The organism is Micromonospora ureilytica (genome assembly GCF_015751765.1).
Taxonomy (GTDB): Bacteria; Actinomycetota; Actinomycetes; order Mycobacteriales; family Micromonosporaceae; genus Micromonospora; species Micromonospora ureilytica.
The window spans coordinates 3,558,321-3,574,592 of the sequence record NZ_JADOTX010000001.1; the positions used below are offsets into that span (position 1 = coordinate 3,558,321).

Below are 16,272 nucleotides of genomic sequence, written 5' to 3' on the forward strand. Positions count from 1 at the left end.
CGCGCTCCGGCGGCTCTGAAGGACCGCCCGGCGAACTTTCGCAGCTATCGATGGGGACTTATGTTCGCGTGTTGCGAACATTCCCTTGACATCAACGAAACATCACACGTATGAAGATAGATGTTTGGATGCGGGTCCGCAATCCTCGACCGGGGCTGATTGCCAGGGCCGTCACCCGATCGACAGCGGCGCCGCAGCGAGGGAGTCGCGCACGACCGTCGTCACCTGGGCAGGACGTCGGACGTCACTCCATTGATTGACACTGTTCTATCCCTAGCTCATCCTGACCTCGTGGATCACCGGACGAGACCTACAGCGATCATCACGCTGTGTGACGTCCTGCGGGTCTGACTGCCGTTTCGGCGAACGGCACGAGGACCGACCACCGCACCCCGTGCACCCTTGCGCGTCCAGGCACAACCTGGCGCGCCGTGGGGCCCGTGGTGGCAATCGGAGTTGCCCGCCCAACCTAGGAGACGGCATGCGTCGCAACACATTGCTCATCTCAGTGATCGCCGGCCTGTTGCTGGCGCTCGGACTCGCTCCACCCGCGTCGGCGGCCCCGGCCTTCCGCGCCCTGGTGTTCAGCAAGACCACCGGCTACCGGCACGACTCGATCCCCGCCGCGATCGCCATGGTCCAGCAGCAGGCCACAGCGAACAACTTCGAGGTGGTGGCGACCGAGGACTCGAGCGTCTTCACCGCCGCCAACCTCGCGACCTTCGACGTCATCGTGATGCTCCAGACCTCCGGCATGGTCTGGACCTCGACCGCCCAACGCCAGGCGGTGGAGGGCTACCTCGCCAGCGGCAAGGGCATCGTGGCCGTCCACAACGCCACCGACATGGGCATCGAGTCCGAGTACCCGTGGTGGGACAACACCATCAACGGCGGCGCCCACATGCCCGAGCACTCGCCCGGCGTGCTGCAGGGCACCGCCATCGTCGCCGACAAGAAGCACCCGTCGACGGCCAGCCTGCCGGATCGGTGGACCCGCAGCGAAGAGTGGTACAACTTCGACGCCAACCCGCGCGGCAAGGTGCACGTCCTGGTGACCGCCGACGAGCGCACCTACAACCCGGGATCCCGGGCGATGGGCCCGGACCACCCGATCTCCTGGTGTCGGGACACCGGCGGCGGGCGGGTGTGGGCCACCGCGATGGGCCACGCGATCGCCTCCTACAGCGAGACGAACTTCCAGAACCACGTCCTCGGTGGCATCAAGTGGGCCGCCGGTAACGCCGCCGGCGACTGCGGCGGCACCGTCTGGGGCAACTTCGAGAAGCGCACCCTGGACGACAACACCGTCGACCCGATGGCGATGGCCGTGGCCCCGGACGGGCGCGTGTTCTACGCCCAGCGCGGCGGGCAGCTGAAGATCTTCAAGCCCTCCACCAACAGCACGGTGACCGCCGGCACGCTGAGCGTCTACACCGGCGGTGAGGACGGCCTCACCGGCATGGCGCTGGACCCCAACTTCGCCACCAACGGGTACGTGTACCTGTACCACTCGCCGGCGAGCAGCTCGACCGACGTCAACCGGGTCTCCCGCTTCACGATGAGCGGCGACACGCTGAACACGTCCAGCGGCGTGACGATCATCGACATCCCCGCGTACCGCGACCGGACGTTCCCGGAGCCCGGCCACACCGGCGGGTACATCGAGTTCGGCCCGGACGGCAACCTCTACATCGGCACCGGCGACGACACGCCCCCGAACCTCGACCCCAACTGGCAGGGCTACGCCCCGCTGGACTGGCGCTCGGGCAAGTCCAACCTGGACGCCGCCCGGACCGCGGGTAACACCAACGACCTGCGCGGCAAGCTGCTGCGCATCCGCCCCGGAGCCAGCGGCAGCTACACCATCCCGTCCGGCAACCTCTACCCCCAGGGCACGGCGCAGACCAAGCCGGAAATCTACGCGATGGGCTTCCGCAACCCGTTCCGCTTCTCGATCGACGCTGCCACCGGCTGGGTCTACCTGGCCGACTACGGACCGGACCGGAACCCGCCCACCACTAACCGCGGCCCCGAGGGCCTGGTCGAGCTCAACGTGATCAAGACGCCCGGCAACTACGGCTGGCCGTTCTGCCACGGCAACAACCAGCCCTACGCGCCGTTCAACCCGGACACCGGCGTCGTCGGCTCGAAGTTCAACTGCTCCGCGCCGGTCAACAACTCGCCGAACAACACCGGCCTGACCAGCCTGAAGCCGGTCGTCATGCCGAACATCTGGTATGGCTACCCCGCCTCGACGACCTTCCCGGAGCTGGGCTCCGGCGGTTCCGCGCCGATGGGCGGCCCGGTCTACCGGTACGACGCGTCGAACCCGTCCGCGACGAAGTTCCCGCCCTACTACGACGGGGTGCACTTCTTCTACGAGTGGTCGCGCAACTACATCAAGGAGGTGCACTTCGACTCCTCCACGGCGGTGACCCGCACCAACCCGTTCCTGCCCGGCGGCAACTTCAACAAGCCGATGGACATGGAATTCGGCAAGGACGGCTCGCTCTACCTGCTGGAGTGGGGCACCAACTTCGGTGGCGGCAACAGCGACTCCGGGCTCTACCGGATCGACTACATCCAGGGCGGCCGGTCACCGATCGTCAAGGCCACCGGCACGCCCACCAGTGGCTCCTCGCCGCTGACCGTCCAGTTCAGCAGCGCGGGCACGTCCGACCCGGACGGCAACACGCTGAGCTACCTGTGGACGTTCGGCGACGGCACCACCTCGACGGCGGCAAACCCGTCGAAGACGTACACCTCCAACGGCAACTACACGGCCCAGTTGAAGGTCACCGACAGCACCGGCAAGACGGGCTTCGCCAACGTCCCGATCACCGTCGGCAACAGCGCGCCGGTGGTCACCATCACCACACCGGGCAACGGAGGCATGCTGACCTTCGGTGACAAGGTGTCGTACCAGATCAGCGTGACCGATCCGGACGGCGGCACCGTCGACTGCTCGAAGGTCATCCTCAACCCGGCGCTGGGTCACGACGACCACGCGCACGAGACCACTGAGTACCCGGGCTGCTCGGGCACCATCTCCACCGACCTGCTCGGCGGTCACCCGGATGGCGCCAACCTGTTCTACGTGCTGAACGCGCGGTACACCGACAACGGCGGCTCGGGGGGCGGGTCCCCGCTCACCGGCACCGCGCAGGCGATTCTCCAGCCGAAGCACAAGCAGTCCGAGTACTTCAGCAGCCAGTCCGGCATCCGGGTCGTCGACCAGGCGGCGGCGGAGAGCACCAAGCGCGTCGGTGACATCTCCACCAACGACTGGATCGCGTTCAGCCCGATGAACCTGTCGGGCATCTCGACGGTCAGCTACCGCGTGTCGTCGCCCTCCGGTGGTGGTTCGATCGAGCTGCGCGCCGGCTCGCCGACCGGCACTCTGCTGGCCACCACCACGGTGCCCAGTACGGGCGGCTGGGACAACTACCAGTCCACGACTCCGGTGAGCGTCGCCGCGCTCAGCGGCACACAGACGCTCTACATGGTGTTCAAGAACAGCAGCAACTCGTTCGATCTGGACTCGCACACCTTCGGCGGCAACGGCGTCGGGACACCCGGCAGTGGTAACGGCGGTGGCCTGGCGGGCAAGACCTACACGGTCACGGCGCAGCACAGCAACAAGCTGATGGACGTCAGCGGTGTCTCCACCGCCGACGGCGCCCAGATCACCCAGTGGGCGAACACCGGTGCCAACAACCAGAGGTGGCAGGCCGTCGACGCCGGTAACGGCGCGCTCTACCTCAAGGCGGTGCACAGCGGCAAGTGCGTCGAGGTGGTCGGCAGTTCGACCGCGGCGGGGGCCTTCCTCCAGCAGGCCACCTGCAACAACGGCAACCAGCAGAAGTTCACCGCCACCGCGACGGGAACCTCCGCCGTGTACACGGTGAAGAGTGTGCTGAGCGGCCTCTGCGTGGACGTCAACGGTGCTGCCACCACCGACGGCGCCCGACTGTTGCAGTGGACCTGCCACAGCGCTGCCAACCAGCAGTGGCGGTTCACCGCGGTGTGACCCCGCGGCTGTCGCGGTAACAACTGACGTCCCGGTCGGGACCGGTATCCGAGGAACGGAGCCGGTCCCGGCCGGGACGTCGTCGTCAATCAGGCAGGCCGACCGGGCGGCGCGGCGAGCAGCCCGGCCGCGGCCAGGTCATCCCACAGTTCCTCGGGTACGACGATCCCGGACCGTCGCACCGTCTCGACCACCTGCGCCTCGTTGCGGACGCCGACCACCGTCGACACCACTGCCGGGTGCCGGCGGACGAAGGCGAGGGCCGCCTGCGGCAGCGTCACCCCGTACGTCTCGCAGACCGTGGCGATCCGCCGCGCCCGCTCGATCAGCGCCTCCGGGGCCTGCTGGTAGTTGTAGACGGCGTCGGCCGGCGGCCGGTCCCGAGACAGCAGCCCGGAGTTGTAGACGCCCGCGATGACCACGCCCACCCCCCGGTTCTCGGCGGCCGGCAGCAGGTCGGCCGCCGCGCCCTGTTCGAGCAGGGTGTACCGCCCGGCGCACATCATCACGTCGACGTCGGTCTCCCGGACGAACCGCGCCAGCATCGCCGACTGGTTCATGCCGGCGCCGATGGCACCCACGACGCCCTGGTCGCGCAGGTCGATCAGGGCGGGTACGGCCTCGTGCGCGGCCTGCTCCCAGTGGTCGTCCGGGTCGTGCAGGTAGACGATGTCGATGCGGTCCAGCCCGGTCCGGCCCAGGCTGGCCTCGATCGAGCGGAGCACGCCGTCTCGGCTGAAGTCCCACACGCGCCGGTGGGTCGCGGGCACGTCGAACCCGTCGGAGTCCCGTAGGTGCGCGTCCTGGGGCGACGGCACCAGGAGTCGCCCGACCTTCGTCGACACCACGTACTCGTCTCGCGGCCGTTGGCGCAGCGCCGCACCGAGGCGGCGCTCGGACAGCCCGAGACCGTAGTGCGGCGCGGTGTCGAAGTACCGGACGCCCGCCTCCCACGCGGCGTCGACAGCCGAGGCGAACTCCTCGTCCGTCGTCGTCCGGTACAGGTTGCCGCCCTGGGCCGCGCCGAAGCCCAGCTCGGTGAGCCGTAGCTGCGGCCGGCGCGGCAGTGCGCGCGCCATCATGACGCCTCCAGCCCGTAGACGCGGCGGGCCGTCTCGCCCCAGACCGACGCCTGGTCGGCCCCGTCCTGGCCCTCCAGCAGCTCTGCCAGGGTGTCGACCCACCGCTGGTACGAACTGGCGAGCAGACAGACCGGCCAGTCCGAGCCGAACATCAGTCGGTCCGGCCCGAACGCGTCGAGGGCGTCCTCGACGGCGGGTCGAAGGTCACCCGTCGTCCACTGCGGGAGCGGCACCTCCGTCACCAGCCCGGAGAGCTTCGCCGTCGTGTTGGGCGAGGCCGCCAACGACCGCAGGTCCCGGCTCCACTCCGCCAGCTCCGGACTGCCCAGCGCGGGCTTGCCCAGGTGGTCGAGGACGAAGCTCACCTCGGGCAGGTCGCGCGTGAGACGCGCGGCCATGGGGAGCTGGTGTTGGCGTACCAGCAGGTCGAAGACGAGGCCGGCCGCGCCGACCGCCGCGATGCCCCGACGGACGTCCGGGCGGTCGAGGTACGCCGGGTCGCTCTCGGACTGCACGAGGTGGCGGATGCCGACGAGGCGTTCCCCACCTCGGGCGGCCTGTAGACGTCCGAGACGCTCGGTGACGTCGTCGGCGGTCAGGTCCACCCAGCCGACGACCCCACGTACCAGGGTGTCCTCGGCCGCCACGCCCAGCAGGTCCACCGTCTCCGTGTCGGAGGCGATGGACTGCACCACCACTGTCGCGGTGACCCCGGCCGCCTGCGCCGGCGGCGCGAGGTCGGCGGGTTCGAAGTCGGCGTCGATGGCCGCCATGGTCACCGGGTCGATCCACGTCTGCGGGTGCCGTGCGCGGACCCAGAGGTGGTGGTGCGCGTCGACGATCCCGGCGCGCCCGGGCCTCGTTGCGCCCGTCATCGGCCCAACCAGCCGCCGTCGACGGGCAACACGACGCCGTTGACGTAGTCCGACGCGGCCGACGCCAGGAAGACCGTGGCACCGCCGAGGTCGTCGGCCCGGCCCCACCGCCCGGCCGGGATCCGGCCGAGGATCGCCTGGTTGCGGTCGGGGTCGTCGCGCAGCGCCTGCGTGTTGTCGGTGGCGATGTAGCCGGGCGCGATGGCGTTGACGTTCACGCCGTGCGCCGCCCACTCGTTCGCCAGCGCCTTGGTGAGGCCGGCCACGCCCGACTTCGACGCGGCGTAACCGGGGACGGTGATGCCGCCCTGGAAACTCAACAGCGACGCGGTGAAAATGATCTTCCCTCGGCCGCGCTCGACCATGGTCCGGCCGATCTCCCGGCTGAGGATGAACTGGCTGCTGAGGTTCACCTCGATCACGTGGTCCCACATCTCGTCCGGGTGCTCCGCGGCAGGGGTCCGGGCGATCGTGCCACCGTTGTTCACCAGGATGTCGACCGGCCCGAGCGCGACGATGTCGCGGGCCAACCCGTGCACGGCCGCCCGGTCGCCGAGGTCCGCCCGCAGCGCTGTGAACCGGCGGCCGGTGGCTCGCACCCGACGTTCGACCTCGCTGCCCTCCGCTTCGAGCTGGGCGGAGACGCCGACGATGTCGGCACCTGCCCGGGCCAGGGCCTCGGCCATGGCGAGGCCGATACCGCGCCGCGCCCCGGTGACGACGGCGGTCCGTCCGGACAGGTCGAACAGGGCCGTCACTGGTTACCCTCCCGCACATCGAGCAGCACCTTCATGACGCCGCCACCCTCCAGCGCCGCGAAGGCCGCGCTGGCCGCCTCGACCGGCTCGACCCGGGAGATGAGCTGCCGTGCCGGGATCGCACCGGAGGCGACCAGCTGGATCGCCTCCACCATGTCGTCGCGCTGATACAGCCGGGCACCGAGGAGTTCCAGCTCACGCCAGAAGAACCGGTGCAGGTTGACCTCCCGGGGTTGAGGGTGGATCGCCACCATCACCAGCCGCCCGCGAGTGGTGAGGACATCGACCGCCGTGGTGACGCCGGCCGCGGAGCCGGACACCTCGAAGGCGATGTCGGCACCCGCGCCATCGGTACGGTCGTTGACCAAGGCGACGACATCTGTCGATCGCGGGTCGACGGCCTCGATCCCGATCCCTTCCGCCACCTCGCGTCGGAACGGGTCCGGCTCGACGAGGAGCACCCGCGCGCCGCGGCTCCGCGCGACGGTGGCGATGAGGACGCCGACCGGCCCACCGCCGACCACGACCACCTGGTCGTCGGCGCTCACGTTCCCCCGGCGTACGTCGTGCACGGCGACCGCGACCGGCTCGACGAGCGCCGCGTGGTCGAGTGGCAACTCCTCCGGCAGCGGCAGGACCAGCTCCACCGGCACGGTCCAGGAGGACTGCATGGCGCCCGGCGAGTCGATGCCGAGGAAGTTCATCGCGTGGCAGACGTGGGAGTTGCCACGCTGGCAGGCGGCGCACCGTCCGCAGGGTCGGGTCGGCATCACGGTGACGGGCTGACCGATGTTCCAGCCGGTCACGCCCTCGCCGACGGCCGCGATGCGCCCGGACATCTCGTGCCCGATGATCGCGGAGTCACCGACCCGGGCGTCCATGTCGCCGTGGTAGATGTGCAGATCCGTACCGCAGATCCCGGTGTACGCCACCTCGATCCGTACCTGGCCGCGACCCGGCGGCTCCGGGTCACGGTTCTCGATTCCGAGGTTTCGCGCCCCCCGGTAGACGACTGCCTTCATCGTTCCTCCGTCTCGACGGTCGGTACGTCGGTCGTGCCGACCGGGCATGGTCGTGGGTGCATCGCCGTCGCGATGCACCCACGCCTTCCCTCGTTCTGGTGGTCAGCTCAGTGCCGTACGGTCGGCGACACCTCGTTGCGGGAGTTCAGCGGCACGGCAGGCACCTGGCGGGTGGGGATCACCCCGTCGACCCCGGCCAGCAGCCGCCGTCCGGCCCGCTCCGGCCGGACGTTGGGGCTGTCGGCAGTCTGCGCCTGCGGGCGGCGGTTGGCCGCCCGGATCCGCTCCTCGTCCACCCGGACCCCCAGCCCCGGTGAGTCGCCGAGGATGAAGGCGCCATCCTCGACGTGCAGGTCGATGGAGACACCAACCGGAGAGTGCAGGTCCTGCAACTCGCTGGTCAGGTGGTTCGGCACCGAGGTCGCGGCGTGCAGCAGCCCGACCGGGCTGTTGCCGATCGGGCTGACCGGCAGGTCGTGGGCGTGGGCCAGGGCGGACGCGCGCAGGAAGTGGGTGACCCCCCAGACGGCCGCCATCTGGACGATGTCGACCGCGCCGGCGGCGATCAGCGGGCGGTACTGTTCGAGCCCGGTGAGGTTCTCACCGGTGGCGACCGACGCGGACACGCCTCGGCTGACCGCGGCGAGACCCTCGGCGTCCCAGCGCCGGACCGGCTCCTCGATCCAGATGAGGTCGAGGGTGCGTTCCAGTTCGCAGACGTGCCGGACGGCCTGCTTGCGGGTCCACGCCTCGTTGACGTCGAGCATCAGACCCGGCCGCCGGCCGCGCCCGGCCTCGGTCAGAACCTCCTTGACCAGGCTGAGGCGGTGCCTGTCGCTCTCGATGTCGAGGCCACCCTTGAGCTTGGCCGCTCGTAGGCCGTGGCTCGCGTAGACCTCGTACTCCGCGACGAGTTCGTCGTCGGTGAGCCCGATGTCCAGCCCGGACGCGTAGGCGGTGACCCGCCGGTCTCGTCCGCCCAGCAGCCGCCACAGCGGTTCGCCGGCGGCCTGCGCCTTGATGTCCCACAGCGCGGTGTCCAGAGCGCCGATGGTGCCGAACACCGGCCCGGCGTGGCCCGCCTTGAAGGTGTGCCGCAACATGCGGTCGTACAGGGACGTCACGGCCCGGGGGTCTTCACCCTCGATGGCTGGGAAGATCCGCTCGATCTCGACGTGCGGCCCGAGGCCGACTCCCGAGATGCCCTCGTCGGTGTCGACGATGACGATCGAGACCGGGACCACCCCGTCGGCGAACACCCCGTTGGCGTCGCCGACGGGTCGCCCCCATTCCTGGACCGTGGAGAGCGTCCGATATCCCGTGATCCGCATGTCAACCCTTCGTGGAACCGGCGGCCACACCGTCGGCAATTTGGCGCTGGAGGAACAGGTAGACCAACAGGACGGGTATCGCGGCGATCAGCACCCCGGAGGCGAAGGTGGGGATGTTGTCGGAGTACTGCCCGCGCAACGAGGTCACCCCGATCATGAGCGTCCGGTGATCGGCCGAAGGCATCATCACCAGCGCCATCAGGACGTCGTTCCAGCAGAACAGGGCGTTGAGGATGCCTACCGACAGCAGCGCCGGGGTGCCCAGGGGCAGCATGATCCGGCGATACACGCCGTACACGGTGTTGCCGTCGATGCGCGCGGCGTCGACGATCTCCGGCGGAATGCCCTTGTAGTAGCTGGTCATGAGAAAGACCGTGAAGGGCAGGAACTGAGCCACGTAGACGAGGATCAGTCCGGGGTACGTGTCGATGAGCGCGGTGTCGGCCATGATCCGCGCGAGCGGCACCATGATCACCTGGAACGGGATGAAGAGACCCGCGAGGCAACCCAGGAACAACGCCGACGAGCCACGGAACCGCAGTTGGCTCAGGGCGAAACCGGCCATCGACCCCAACAGCAGCAGCAGGAGCACCGACACGGTCACCACGAACAGTGAGTTGACGAAGTAGCGGCCCATGCCGACGCTGTTCCACGCCGCGCTGATGTTCTCCCACCGCAGAGCGTCGGTCAGGGAGAACCGGTCGAGAATGTAGTCACGGCGCGTCTTCATCGCGACGTTGGCGGTGAACAGCAGGGGGTAGATCGTCGCCAGGGCGAGCAGCGACATGGGGACGGCGATCAGCCAGAAGCCCAGGCGGAGGCGAGACATCAATCCTCCTTTCCGGATCGTTCGAGCAGCTTGATCTGCAACAGCCCCACCACGAGCATGATCATGAAGAGGATCGTCGACGCGGCCGAGGCGAGAGCCGGACGGTTCATCTGGCCCTGCTGCTTCCAGATGTAGAACTCCGGCAGGTACGTCGACCCCTCCGGCCCGCCGCTCGTCATCACGTAGAGCAGCCCGAACATCGAGGTCAGCATGCCGATCATCGTGGTCACGAAGACGAACTGGATGGTGCGCGAAAGGCTCGGGACGATCACGTGCCAGACCACCTGGCGCAGCGACGCCCCGTCCACCCGGGCAGCGTCCAGCAGCGCGGGGTCCAGCGTGGCGAATCCGGCGAGGAACACCACAAGGGCCATGCCGAAGGTGGCCCAGATGTGCACGCCGACCACCATGAACATCGCGATGCCCGGGTCACCGAGCCAGTCGATCGGCTCGATACCGACCGACCCGAGGACGGCGTTGAGGGGGCCGTCGAAGGCGAGTAGAAGGTTGAAGATCGCACCGACGATGACGGGTGAGAGCACCGCGGGGAAGAAGTAGACGCTGCGGTAGAAGCGGTGACCGGGCACCCGCAGGTAGATGAACGTCGCGAGCAGACCGGGGATCGCCACCGCCACCGGCAGCAGAAGAACCAGCAGCCCGACGTTCTTCAGCGCGGTCTGGAACAGCGGGTCGGCGAAGAGCTCGCGATAGTTGCCGAACCCGACCGCCGTCCCGTTCTGCGCACCGTCGCCGGTGAAGGAGAAGTTGACCCCGAGGAGCAGCGGGTAGAGGCGCAGCACCACGATGATCAGGACGGCCGGGGCGACCAGGATGTAGGGGGCGTAGCGTTCGGCCCGCACACCGCCACGGGTGCGACGGGGTTGTGCGCCGCTCCGATGCGCGGCGGGGGTGGCCGCCGCCCCGCCGGCCCGTCCAGCCGAAGCTGGACGGACCGACGGTTGCGTGTTTCCCATTGGCACGAGGTCAGCCCGCCTGGTCGGAAGCGGCCAACTGCTTCACCACCTCGTCGACGCTGACCGAACCGCTGAGCAGCTGCTGGGAGAGGCGCCCCATCAGGTCCAGCGTCTTCGAGGAGAGCGCCACGTGCAGAGCGGGCTTGCCACTCTTCAGCTCGCCGACGATGGTGCCGACGGCCGGTCCGGCCTGCGACACGTCGATGGTGGTGTCCGCGGCGATCGCGCCGGCGTCGGCGTAGAAGGCCTTCAACGCTTCGGCCGAGCTCAGGGAGCGCACCAGGTCGGCGGCCACCTTCGGGTCCTTCGTCCACTTGGCGACCGCGTAGCCGATGCCACCGTCGTACGGGAGGCTCGGGGTGGTGCCGGCGGTGACGACCGGGGCCTTCATGACGCCGAGCTTCTCCGGGGTGAGGAACTCGTTGAAGTCCTGCCAGTGGCCGACGTCCGACATCAGGCCCATGACGTGCGCGGCCTTACCGGACTGGAAGAGCGCGAAGGAGTCGTTGAACATGGCCGTCGAGTTGGCCCCGTCGCTGTTCATCTTCTTGTCGCCGGACTCCTTCCAGGTCTGGAAGATCCGCTTGACGTTTGCCGAGTTCCAGTCGCGCTTGCCGGCGATCCAGGCGTCGTACTCCGCGGCGGTGAGGGTGGTCGAGCCCAGGCTGGAGAGCCAGAACTGGATGCCGACGCCCTCCTTGTTGCCGAGGGCGAAGCACTTGGAGCCGGCCTTGGCGATGGCGGCGCAGTCGGCGACGAACTTGTCCCACGTGGTGGCCGGGGTCGCCGGGTCGAGGTTCGCCTTTCGGTAGATTTCCTTGTTGTAGTAGATGGGGTAGCCCTGCAGCGTCACCGGGGCGGCGTAGGTCTTGCCGTCCTTGGCGAACGCCTCCCAGCCGGCCAACCGCTGCCGATCCTCGGCCACGTACTCGTCGAGCGGCACCAGCGCGTCCACCCGGTCGCGGATCTGGCCGCCACCGTTGAACAGCATCACGTCCGGGCCCTTGCCGGACTGGATCGCCGCACCGAGCAGGGTGTAGTACTGGTCGAAGGGCTGCGCGACGAACTCGACCTCGACGTCGGCGTGCTTCTTCTTGAAGTCGGCCTTGGCCTTCTCCAGATAGGATTTGGCGAACGGCTCGCCGGACTTCCAGTCCCAGACGACCAACTTGCCGTCCGAGCTGGTTGACTTGCCCGAATCGCTAGCACTTCCACAACCGGCCAGGGCCAGGCCCACAACGAGGACGGCCGACCATATTGCGCGCTGTCTCATCAGTTGTCACCTCTATATGGGGGGTGGCCGGCGGGTATCCCGCGAGCCAAATGTTGACCGGAAGGTAACTCGTATGACGTGTGACGTCAACAGTCGGCCGTACACTGGCCCGGACGTCGTGCCACGGCGAGCCATTCGGAGGGGGACATGACGCCACCACAGGAGACAACCCTGAACAGCCCGGCGACCCCGGCGTGGGTGCGTCGGCCGACCAACCTCGCCAGGGCGGTCACCGCCGAACTGGTGGAGCGAGTCGTCCGCGGCGTACACCCGTCGGGGACATCGCTGCCTCCCGAACCGATCCTCTGCGAGACCTTCGGCGTGAGCCGGACCGTCGTCCGGGAAGCAGTCAAGATCCTTCAGGAGAAGGGGCTGGTGCAGGTCCGCCAGGGCGCCGGCACCATGGTCACCCCGCCGTCACACTGGGACATGCTCGACGAGCTCGTCCTCGCGGCCACCATCGCGGTGGACGACAGCCTCGCCATACTCGACGACCTGGTCGTCACCCGACGGGTGCTGGAGTCCGACATGGCGAACGTCGCCGCCCGCCTCGCCGACACCGAGACCGTCGATCGACTGCGGGCGATGGTGGACCGGATGGACGAGCTCGTCGACGACCACGTCACCTACCACGACCACGACCGGGCCTTCCACGACACGATCATGCAGGCATCCGGGAACCGCATCGCCCGTGGCGTCGTACGCGCGCTGGAGAGCCAGGTCATCAACACCGCCCGGTACATGGGTCGGACCGAACGCGCGTTGTGCGTGGCGTCCAACCAGGGTCACCGACGCATCTACGAACGCATCGCCGCCCACGACTCCAACGGCGCCGCCGAGGCGATGTTCACCCACATCACCGAGGCCTGGCTGGTCCGCCGCAACGGCTCGGGAAGCCCGGTCCGCCTCGAACGCTGACCGTCACGGGCAAACCAACGGCGCCCACCCCCGAGGTACGGGAGCAGGCGCCGCCAGCTGAGACCGAGGGGTCACGAGAACTGGGCGAAGAACCTCCAGATCTCACCCTTGGTCCAGGTGGTGATGCCGCTCTCGGCGTAGGTGCCGTCCACCGGGCCGGGCATGTGGCCGTTGTCGTACGCGGCCCACTGCACCGGATAACCGGACCGGCAGCCCGAGTACGTGGTCGTGACGTGCGTGCGGCTGCCGGCAGCCGGCTCGCGCGGGCTCTGCGCGGTGCAGCCGTTGTTCCGGACGAAGGTGTCGCGCAGCGCACGGCCACCCGAGATGCCCAGGACGTTGTCCGAGATGCCGTGCAGCCCGAAGTACGCGATGGGCTGCGTACCGCCACTGCAGCCGCTGATCTGCCCACCGGAGATGACCGCGACGGCGCGGAAGGCGTTGGCCCGCGCACAGGCGACGGCGTAGCTCATGCCGCCACCCCAGCTGAAGCCGAGGGCGAACCGCTGCCTCGGGTTGACGCAGAGGCTGCTCTCGATCCGGCTGATCATGTCATCGACGAAGACGATGTCCTCGCCGCCGGAGTTGCCCCAGCCGTTGCCGAACCCCTGGGGCGCGACCAGGATCGCGCTGTTGTTCGACTGCTCCTGCTGCCCGTAGTAGGACCACGGAGTTCCGCTGGTGCCGCCGGAGGAGATCTCCTGCATGGTGCCGCCGCGCCAGTGGAACGCGAAGATCAGCCGGTAGGGGTTGCTGTTGTTGTAGTTCGCGGGCACCCGGAGGATGAAGGTTCGGCTCTTGCCGTTGCTCTGGATGGTGTGCGTGCCGCTGGCCAGCGCCGGTGCCTTGCCGCACCCGCTGCCACCCGTCGGGGGTGGCGTCGTGGGGTCGGTCCCGCCCACCTGGACGAGCTGCCACTGCTGGTTGGTGCCACCCCAGTCGGCGTACTGCACGACGTTCCCACCATCCGCGGTGGACGCACCCTGCACCTCGACGGCCTTGTTGCTGTTGCGGTTGATCAACCGCACATAACCACCATCGGAGTCAGCCAACCGGAACTGCTGGTTCGTCCCGTTGAGATCGGCCCACTGCACGATCGCCCCACCATCAGCGGTCGAGAAACCACTGACATCCAGCACCTTGCCCGAGTGCCGCGACTTGACCCGGTAATAGCCACCACCGGAGTCCACGAACTGCCACTGCTGGTTCACCCCGTTGTTACGCGTCCACTGACTGATCCGCGCCCCATCGTTGGTAGCCGACGCGTACAGATCCAACGCCTTACCACTGTTCCGGTTCACCAACACGTAGGAGGCGTTGGTGTCCACCGTCGCTGCCGCCGCGGGCGCCGCGTTGACCGCGACGAGTGTGCTGGCTGCCATGACCGCGGCCGCCGCCGCAGCCAACCCTGACCGCCAGCGACGTCTCTGTCGAGAGGCGGGACGAGCCTCACCGAGGGCTTTCATGGTGCACTCCTTCGATCGGGGTCACCCACGAGCGGAACGCCCGCGGGTGCCCTGGCGTGCGTGCCGGCGTCCTGGTGATGGCGTCAGCACGTGTGGGGGGGTGTTGTGCGGGGGTACGGCGGCCCGCCCGGATGGGACGGACCGCCATTCGTCAGACCTCACCCGGGCGGGCGCCGGCCGGATCCCGATCGGCCGGCAGCCCTCTCTCCCCAGGTCGATGGTGGCGGTCGTCAGCCGATCCGGACCAGTTGCCACTGCTGGTTGGTGCCGCCCCAGTCGGCGTACTGCACGATGTTTCCACCGTCGGCGGTGGACGCGCCCTGCACCTCGACGGCCTTGTTGCTGTTGCGGTTGATCAGCCGCACGTAGCCGTCAGCCGAGTTCGCGAGTCGGAACTGCTGGTTCGTGCCGTTGAGGTCGGCCCACTGCACGATCGCGCCGCCGTCGGCGGTGGAGAAGCCGCTGACGTCGAGCACCTTGCTGGAGTTGCGCGACTTCAACCGGTAGTAGCCACTCCCCGAGTCGACGAACTGCCACTGCTGGTTGACGCCGTTGTTGCGCGTCCACTGGCTGATCCGCGCCCCGTCGTTGGTGGCCGAGGCGTATACGTCCAGCGCCTTGGCGCTGTTCCGGTTCACCAACACGTACCAGGCGCTGGTGTCCACCCCGGAGCCCGGCGGGGGCGTGGTGGGCGGGGTCGAGCCACCGTTCAGAGCGTCCAGGACGGCGGTGTACGCGGCCTTCTTGTTGCCGTTGCAGTCGAACAGCAGGGCGTTGTCGGAGCCACGCCACGAGTCGCAGTCCCGCACACCCCAGGTGGTGATGCCGGTGCAGCGCGAGACGGCCAGGCAGGCGCGGGTGACGGCGCCGTAGATGTTCGCCTGGTTGCCGCCGGTCATCACGTCCAGCTCGGTGATCTGCACATCCACACCGAGATCAGCGAAACGCTGCAGGTTGGCCTGGTAGTCACTGGCCAACGAGGTCCCCAGGTGCGACTGGAAGCCCACGCAGTCGATCGGCACGCCACGGGACTTGAAGTCCCGCACCATGTTGTAGATCCCCGTCGACTTCGCGTTGATCCCGTCGGTGTTGTAGTCGTTGTAACACAACTTCGCACCCGGATCCGCCGCCCGCGCCGCCCGGAACGCCGCCTCGATCCAGTCGTTACCCGTGCGCTGCAGGTTCGAGTCCCGACGCCCACCGCTACCACCGTCGGCGAACGCCTCGTTCACCACATCCCACGAATGGATCTTTCCCCGGTAGTGCGTCGCGACCTGCGTGACGTGGTTGATCGCCGCGTTCCGCAACGCGGTGCCGGACATGCCCTGCGCCCAACCCGGCTGCTGTGCGTGCCACAGCAGGGTATGACCCCGCACGCTCATCCCGTTGGCCTGCGCATGGCTGACCAGACGATCACCACCGGAGTGGTTGAACTGGCCCTGCGACGGCTCGTTGGATGCCCACTTCATCTCGTTCTCGGCCACGACACTGTTGAACTCACGGTTCAGAATCGTCGTGTACGCGCCGGTGGACAGCTTGCCCGTCGCGACAGCAGCCCCGAAATAGCGGCCCTTCTCGGCGGCGGCGGCCTTCAAGGTCGTGCCGGCGCCGGATGCGGGGGTCAGCGCCACCGTCATACCAGTGGTGAGGGCGACAGCGATCGTCGCCGCCGCCAACATCGTTCTCATGGGTTTCATGGCGTTCCTTTTCAGTG

12 protein-coding genes are annotated in these 16,272 nt (G+C 68.5%); 2 read left to right on the forward strand and 10 right to left on the reverse strand.

What is annotated here, in order from left to right:
• Positions 1-481: 481 nt before the first annotated feature.
• Entirely contained in the window at positions 482-4,030 is a 3,549-nt protein-coding gene (locus IW248_RS15870) for a ThuA domain-containing protein (RefSeq protein ID WP_196927636.1), read from the forward strand.
• 89 nt (positions 4,031-4,119) lie between these two features.
• Here the strand turns inward: IW248_RS15870 and IW248_RS15875 are convergent, their stop codons facing one another.
• From IW248_RS15875 to IW248_RS15910, 8 genes are all read right to left on the reverse strand, one after another.
• Positions 4,120-5,109, reverse strand: a complete 990-nt coding sequence (locus IW248_RS15875; protein WP_231396322.1) for an aldo/keto reductase — start codon at positions 5,107-5,109, stop codon at positions 4,120-4,122.
• On the reverse strand, positions 5,109-5,987 hold the full coding sequence (locus IW248_RS15880) for an amidohydrolase family protein (RefSeq protein ID WP_196927638.1): 879 nt from the start codon (positions 5,985-5,987) through the stop codon (positions 5,109-5,111). Before IW248_RS15880 ends, IW248_RS15875 begins: the two co-directional genes overlap by 1 nt.
• The gene (kduD, locus tag IW248_RS15885) at positions 5,984-6,745 is read right to left on the reverse strand and encodes a 2-dehydro-3-deoxy-D-gluconate 5-dehydrogenase KduD (protein WP_196927639.1); all 762 of its coding nucleotides are present in this window, start codon (positions 6,743-6,745) and stop codon (positions 5,984-5,986) included. Before kduD ends, IW248_RS15880 begins: the two co-directional genes overlap by 4 nt.
• Positions 6,742-7,767 carry a zinc-dependent alcohol dehydrogenase gene (locus IW248_RS15890; RefSeq protein ID WP_196927640.1) on the reverse strand — a complete coding sequence of 342 codons (1,026 nt, stop codon included), beginning with the start codon at positions 7,765-7,767 and terminating at the stop codon, positions 6,742-6,744. The genes kduD and IW248_RS15890 overlap by 4 nt, the downstream gene beginning before the upstream one ends.
• A gap of 107 nt (positions 7,768-7,874) precedes the next feature.
• Complete coding sequence (locus IW248_RS15895; RefSeq protein WP_124820210.1) at positions 7,875-9,098, reverse strand: mandelate racemase/muconate lactonizing enzyme family protein; 1,224 nt, start codon at positions 9,096-9,098, stop codon at positions 7,875-7,877.
• Position 9,099: 1 nt separating this feature from the next.
• Entirely contained in the window at positions 9,100-9,927 is an 828-nt protein-coding gene (locus IW248_RS15900; protein ID WP_196927641.1) for a carbohydrate ABC transporter permease, read from the reverse strand.
• The gene (locus tag IW248_RS15905; RefSeq protein WP_307787986.1) at positions 9,927-10,787 is read right to left on the reverse strand and encodes a carbohydrate ABC transporter permease; all 861 of its coding nucleotides are present in this window, start codon (positions 10,785-10,787) and stop codon (positions 9,927-9,929) included. Before IW248_RS15905 ends, IW248_RS15900 begins: the two co-directional genes overlap by 1 nt.
• 124 nt (positions 10,788-10,911) lie before the next feature.
• Complete coding sequence (locus IW248_RS15910; RefSeq protein ID WP_196927643.1) at positions 10,912-12,174, reverse strand: ABC transporter substrate-binding protein; 1,263 nt, start codon at positions 12,172-12,174, stop codon at positions 10,912-10,914.
• A 147-nt stretch (positions 12,175-12,321) separates the two neighbouring features.
• On the opposite strand from IW248_RS15910, the gene IW248_RS15915 reads away from it, so the two are divergent.
• The gene (locus IW248_RS15915; protein WP_124820206.1) at positions 12,322-13,092 is read left to right on the forward strand and encodes a FadR/GntR family transcriptional regulator; all 771 of its coding nucleotides are present in this window, start codon (positions 12,322-12,324) and stop codon (positions 13,090-13,092) included.
• Positions 13,093-13,163: 71 nt separating this feature from the next.
• On the opposite strand, the gene IW248_RS15920 is transcribed toward IW248_RS15915, so the two are convergent.
• A complete protein-coding gene (locus tag IW248_RS15920; RefSeq protein ID WP_196927644.1) occupies positions 13,164-14,558 on the reverse strand; it encodes an RICIN domain-containing protein in 1,395 nt (464 codons plus the stop codon).
• Between the two features lie 230 nt (positions 14,559-14,788).
• Positions 14,789-16,246, reverse strand: coding sequence for an endo-1,4-beta-xylanase (locus IW248_RS15925; RefSeq protein WP_443673279.1), 1,458 nt, complete (start codon positions 16,244-16,246; stop codon positions 14,789-14,791).
• Between the last annotated feature and the right edge of the window lie 26 nt (positions 16,247-16,272).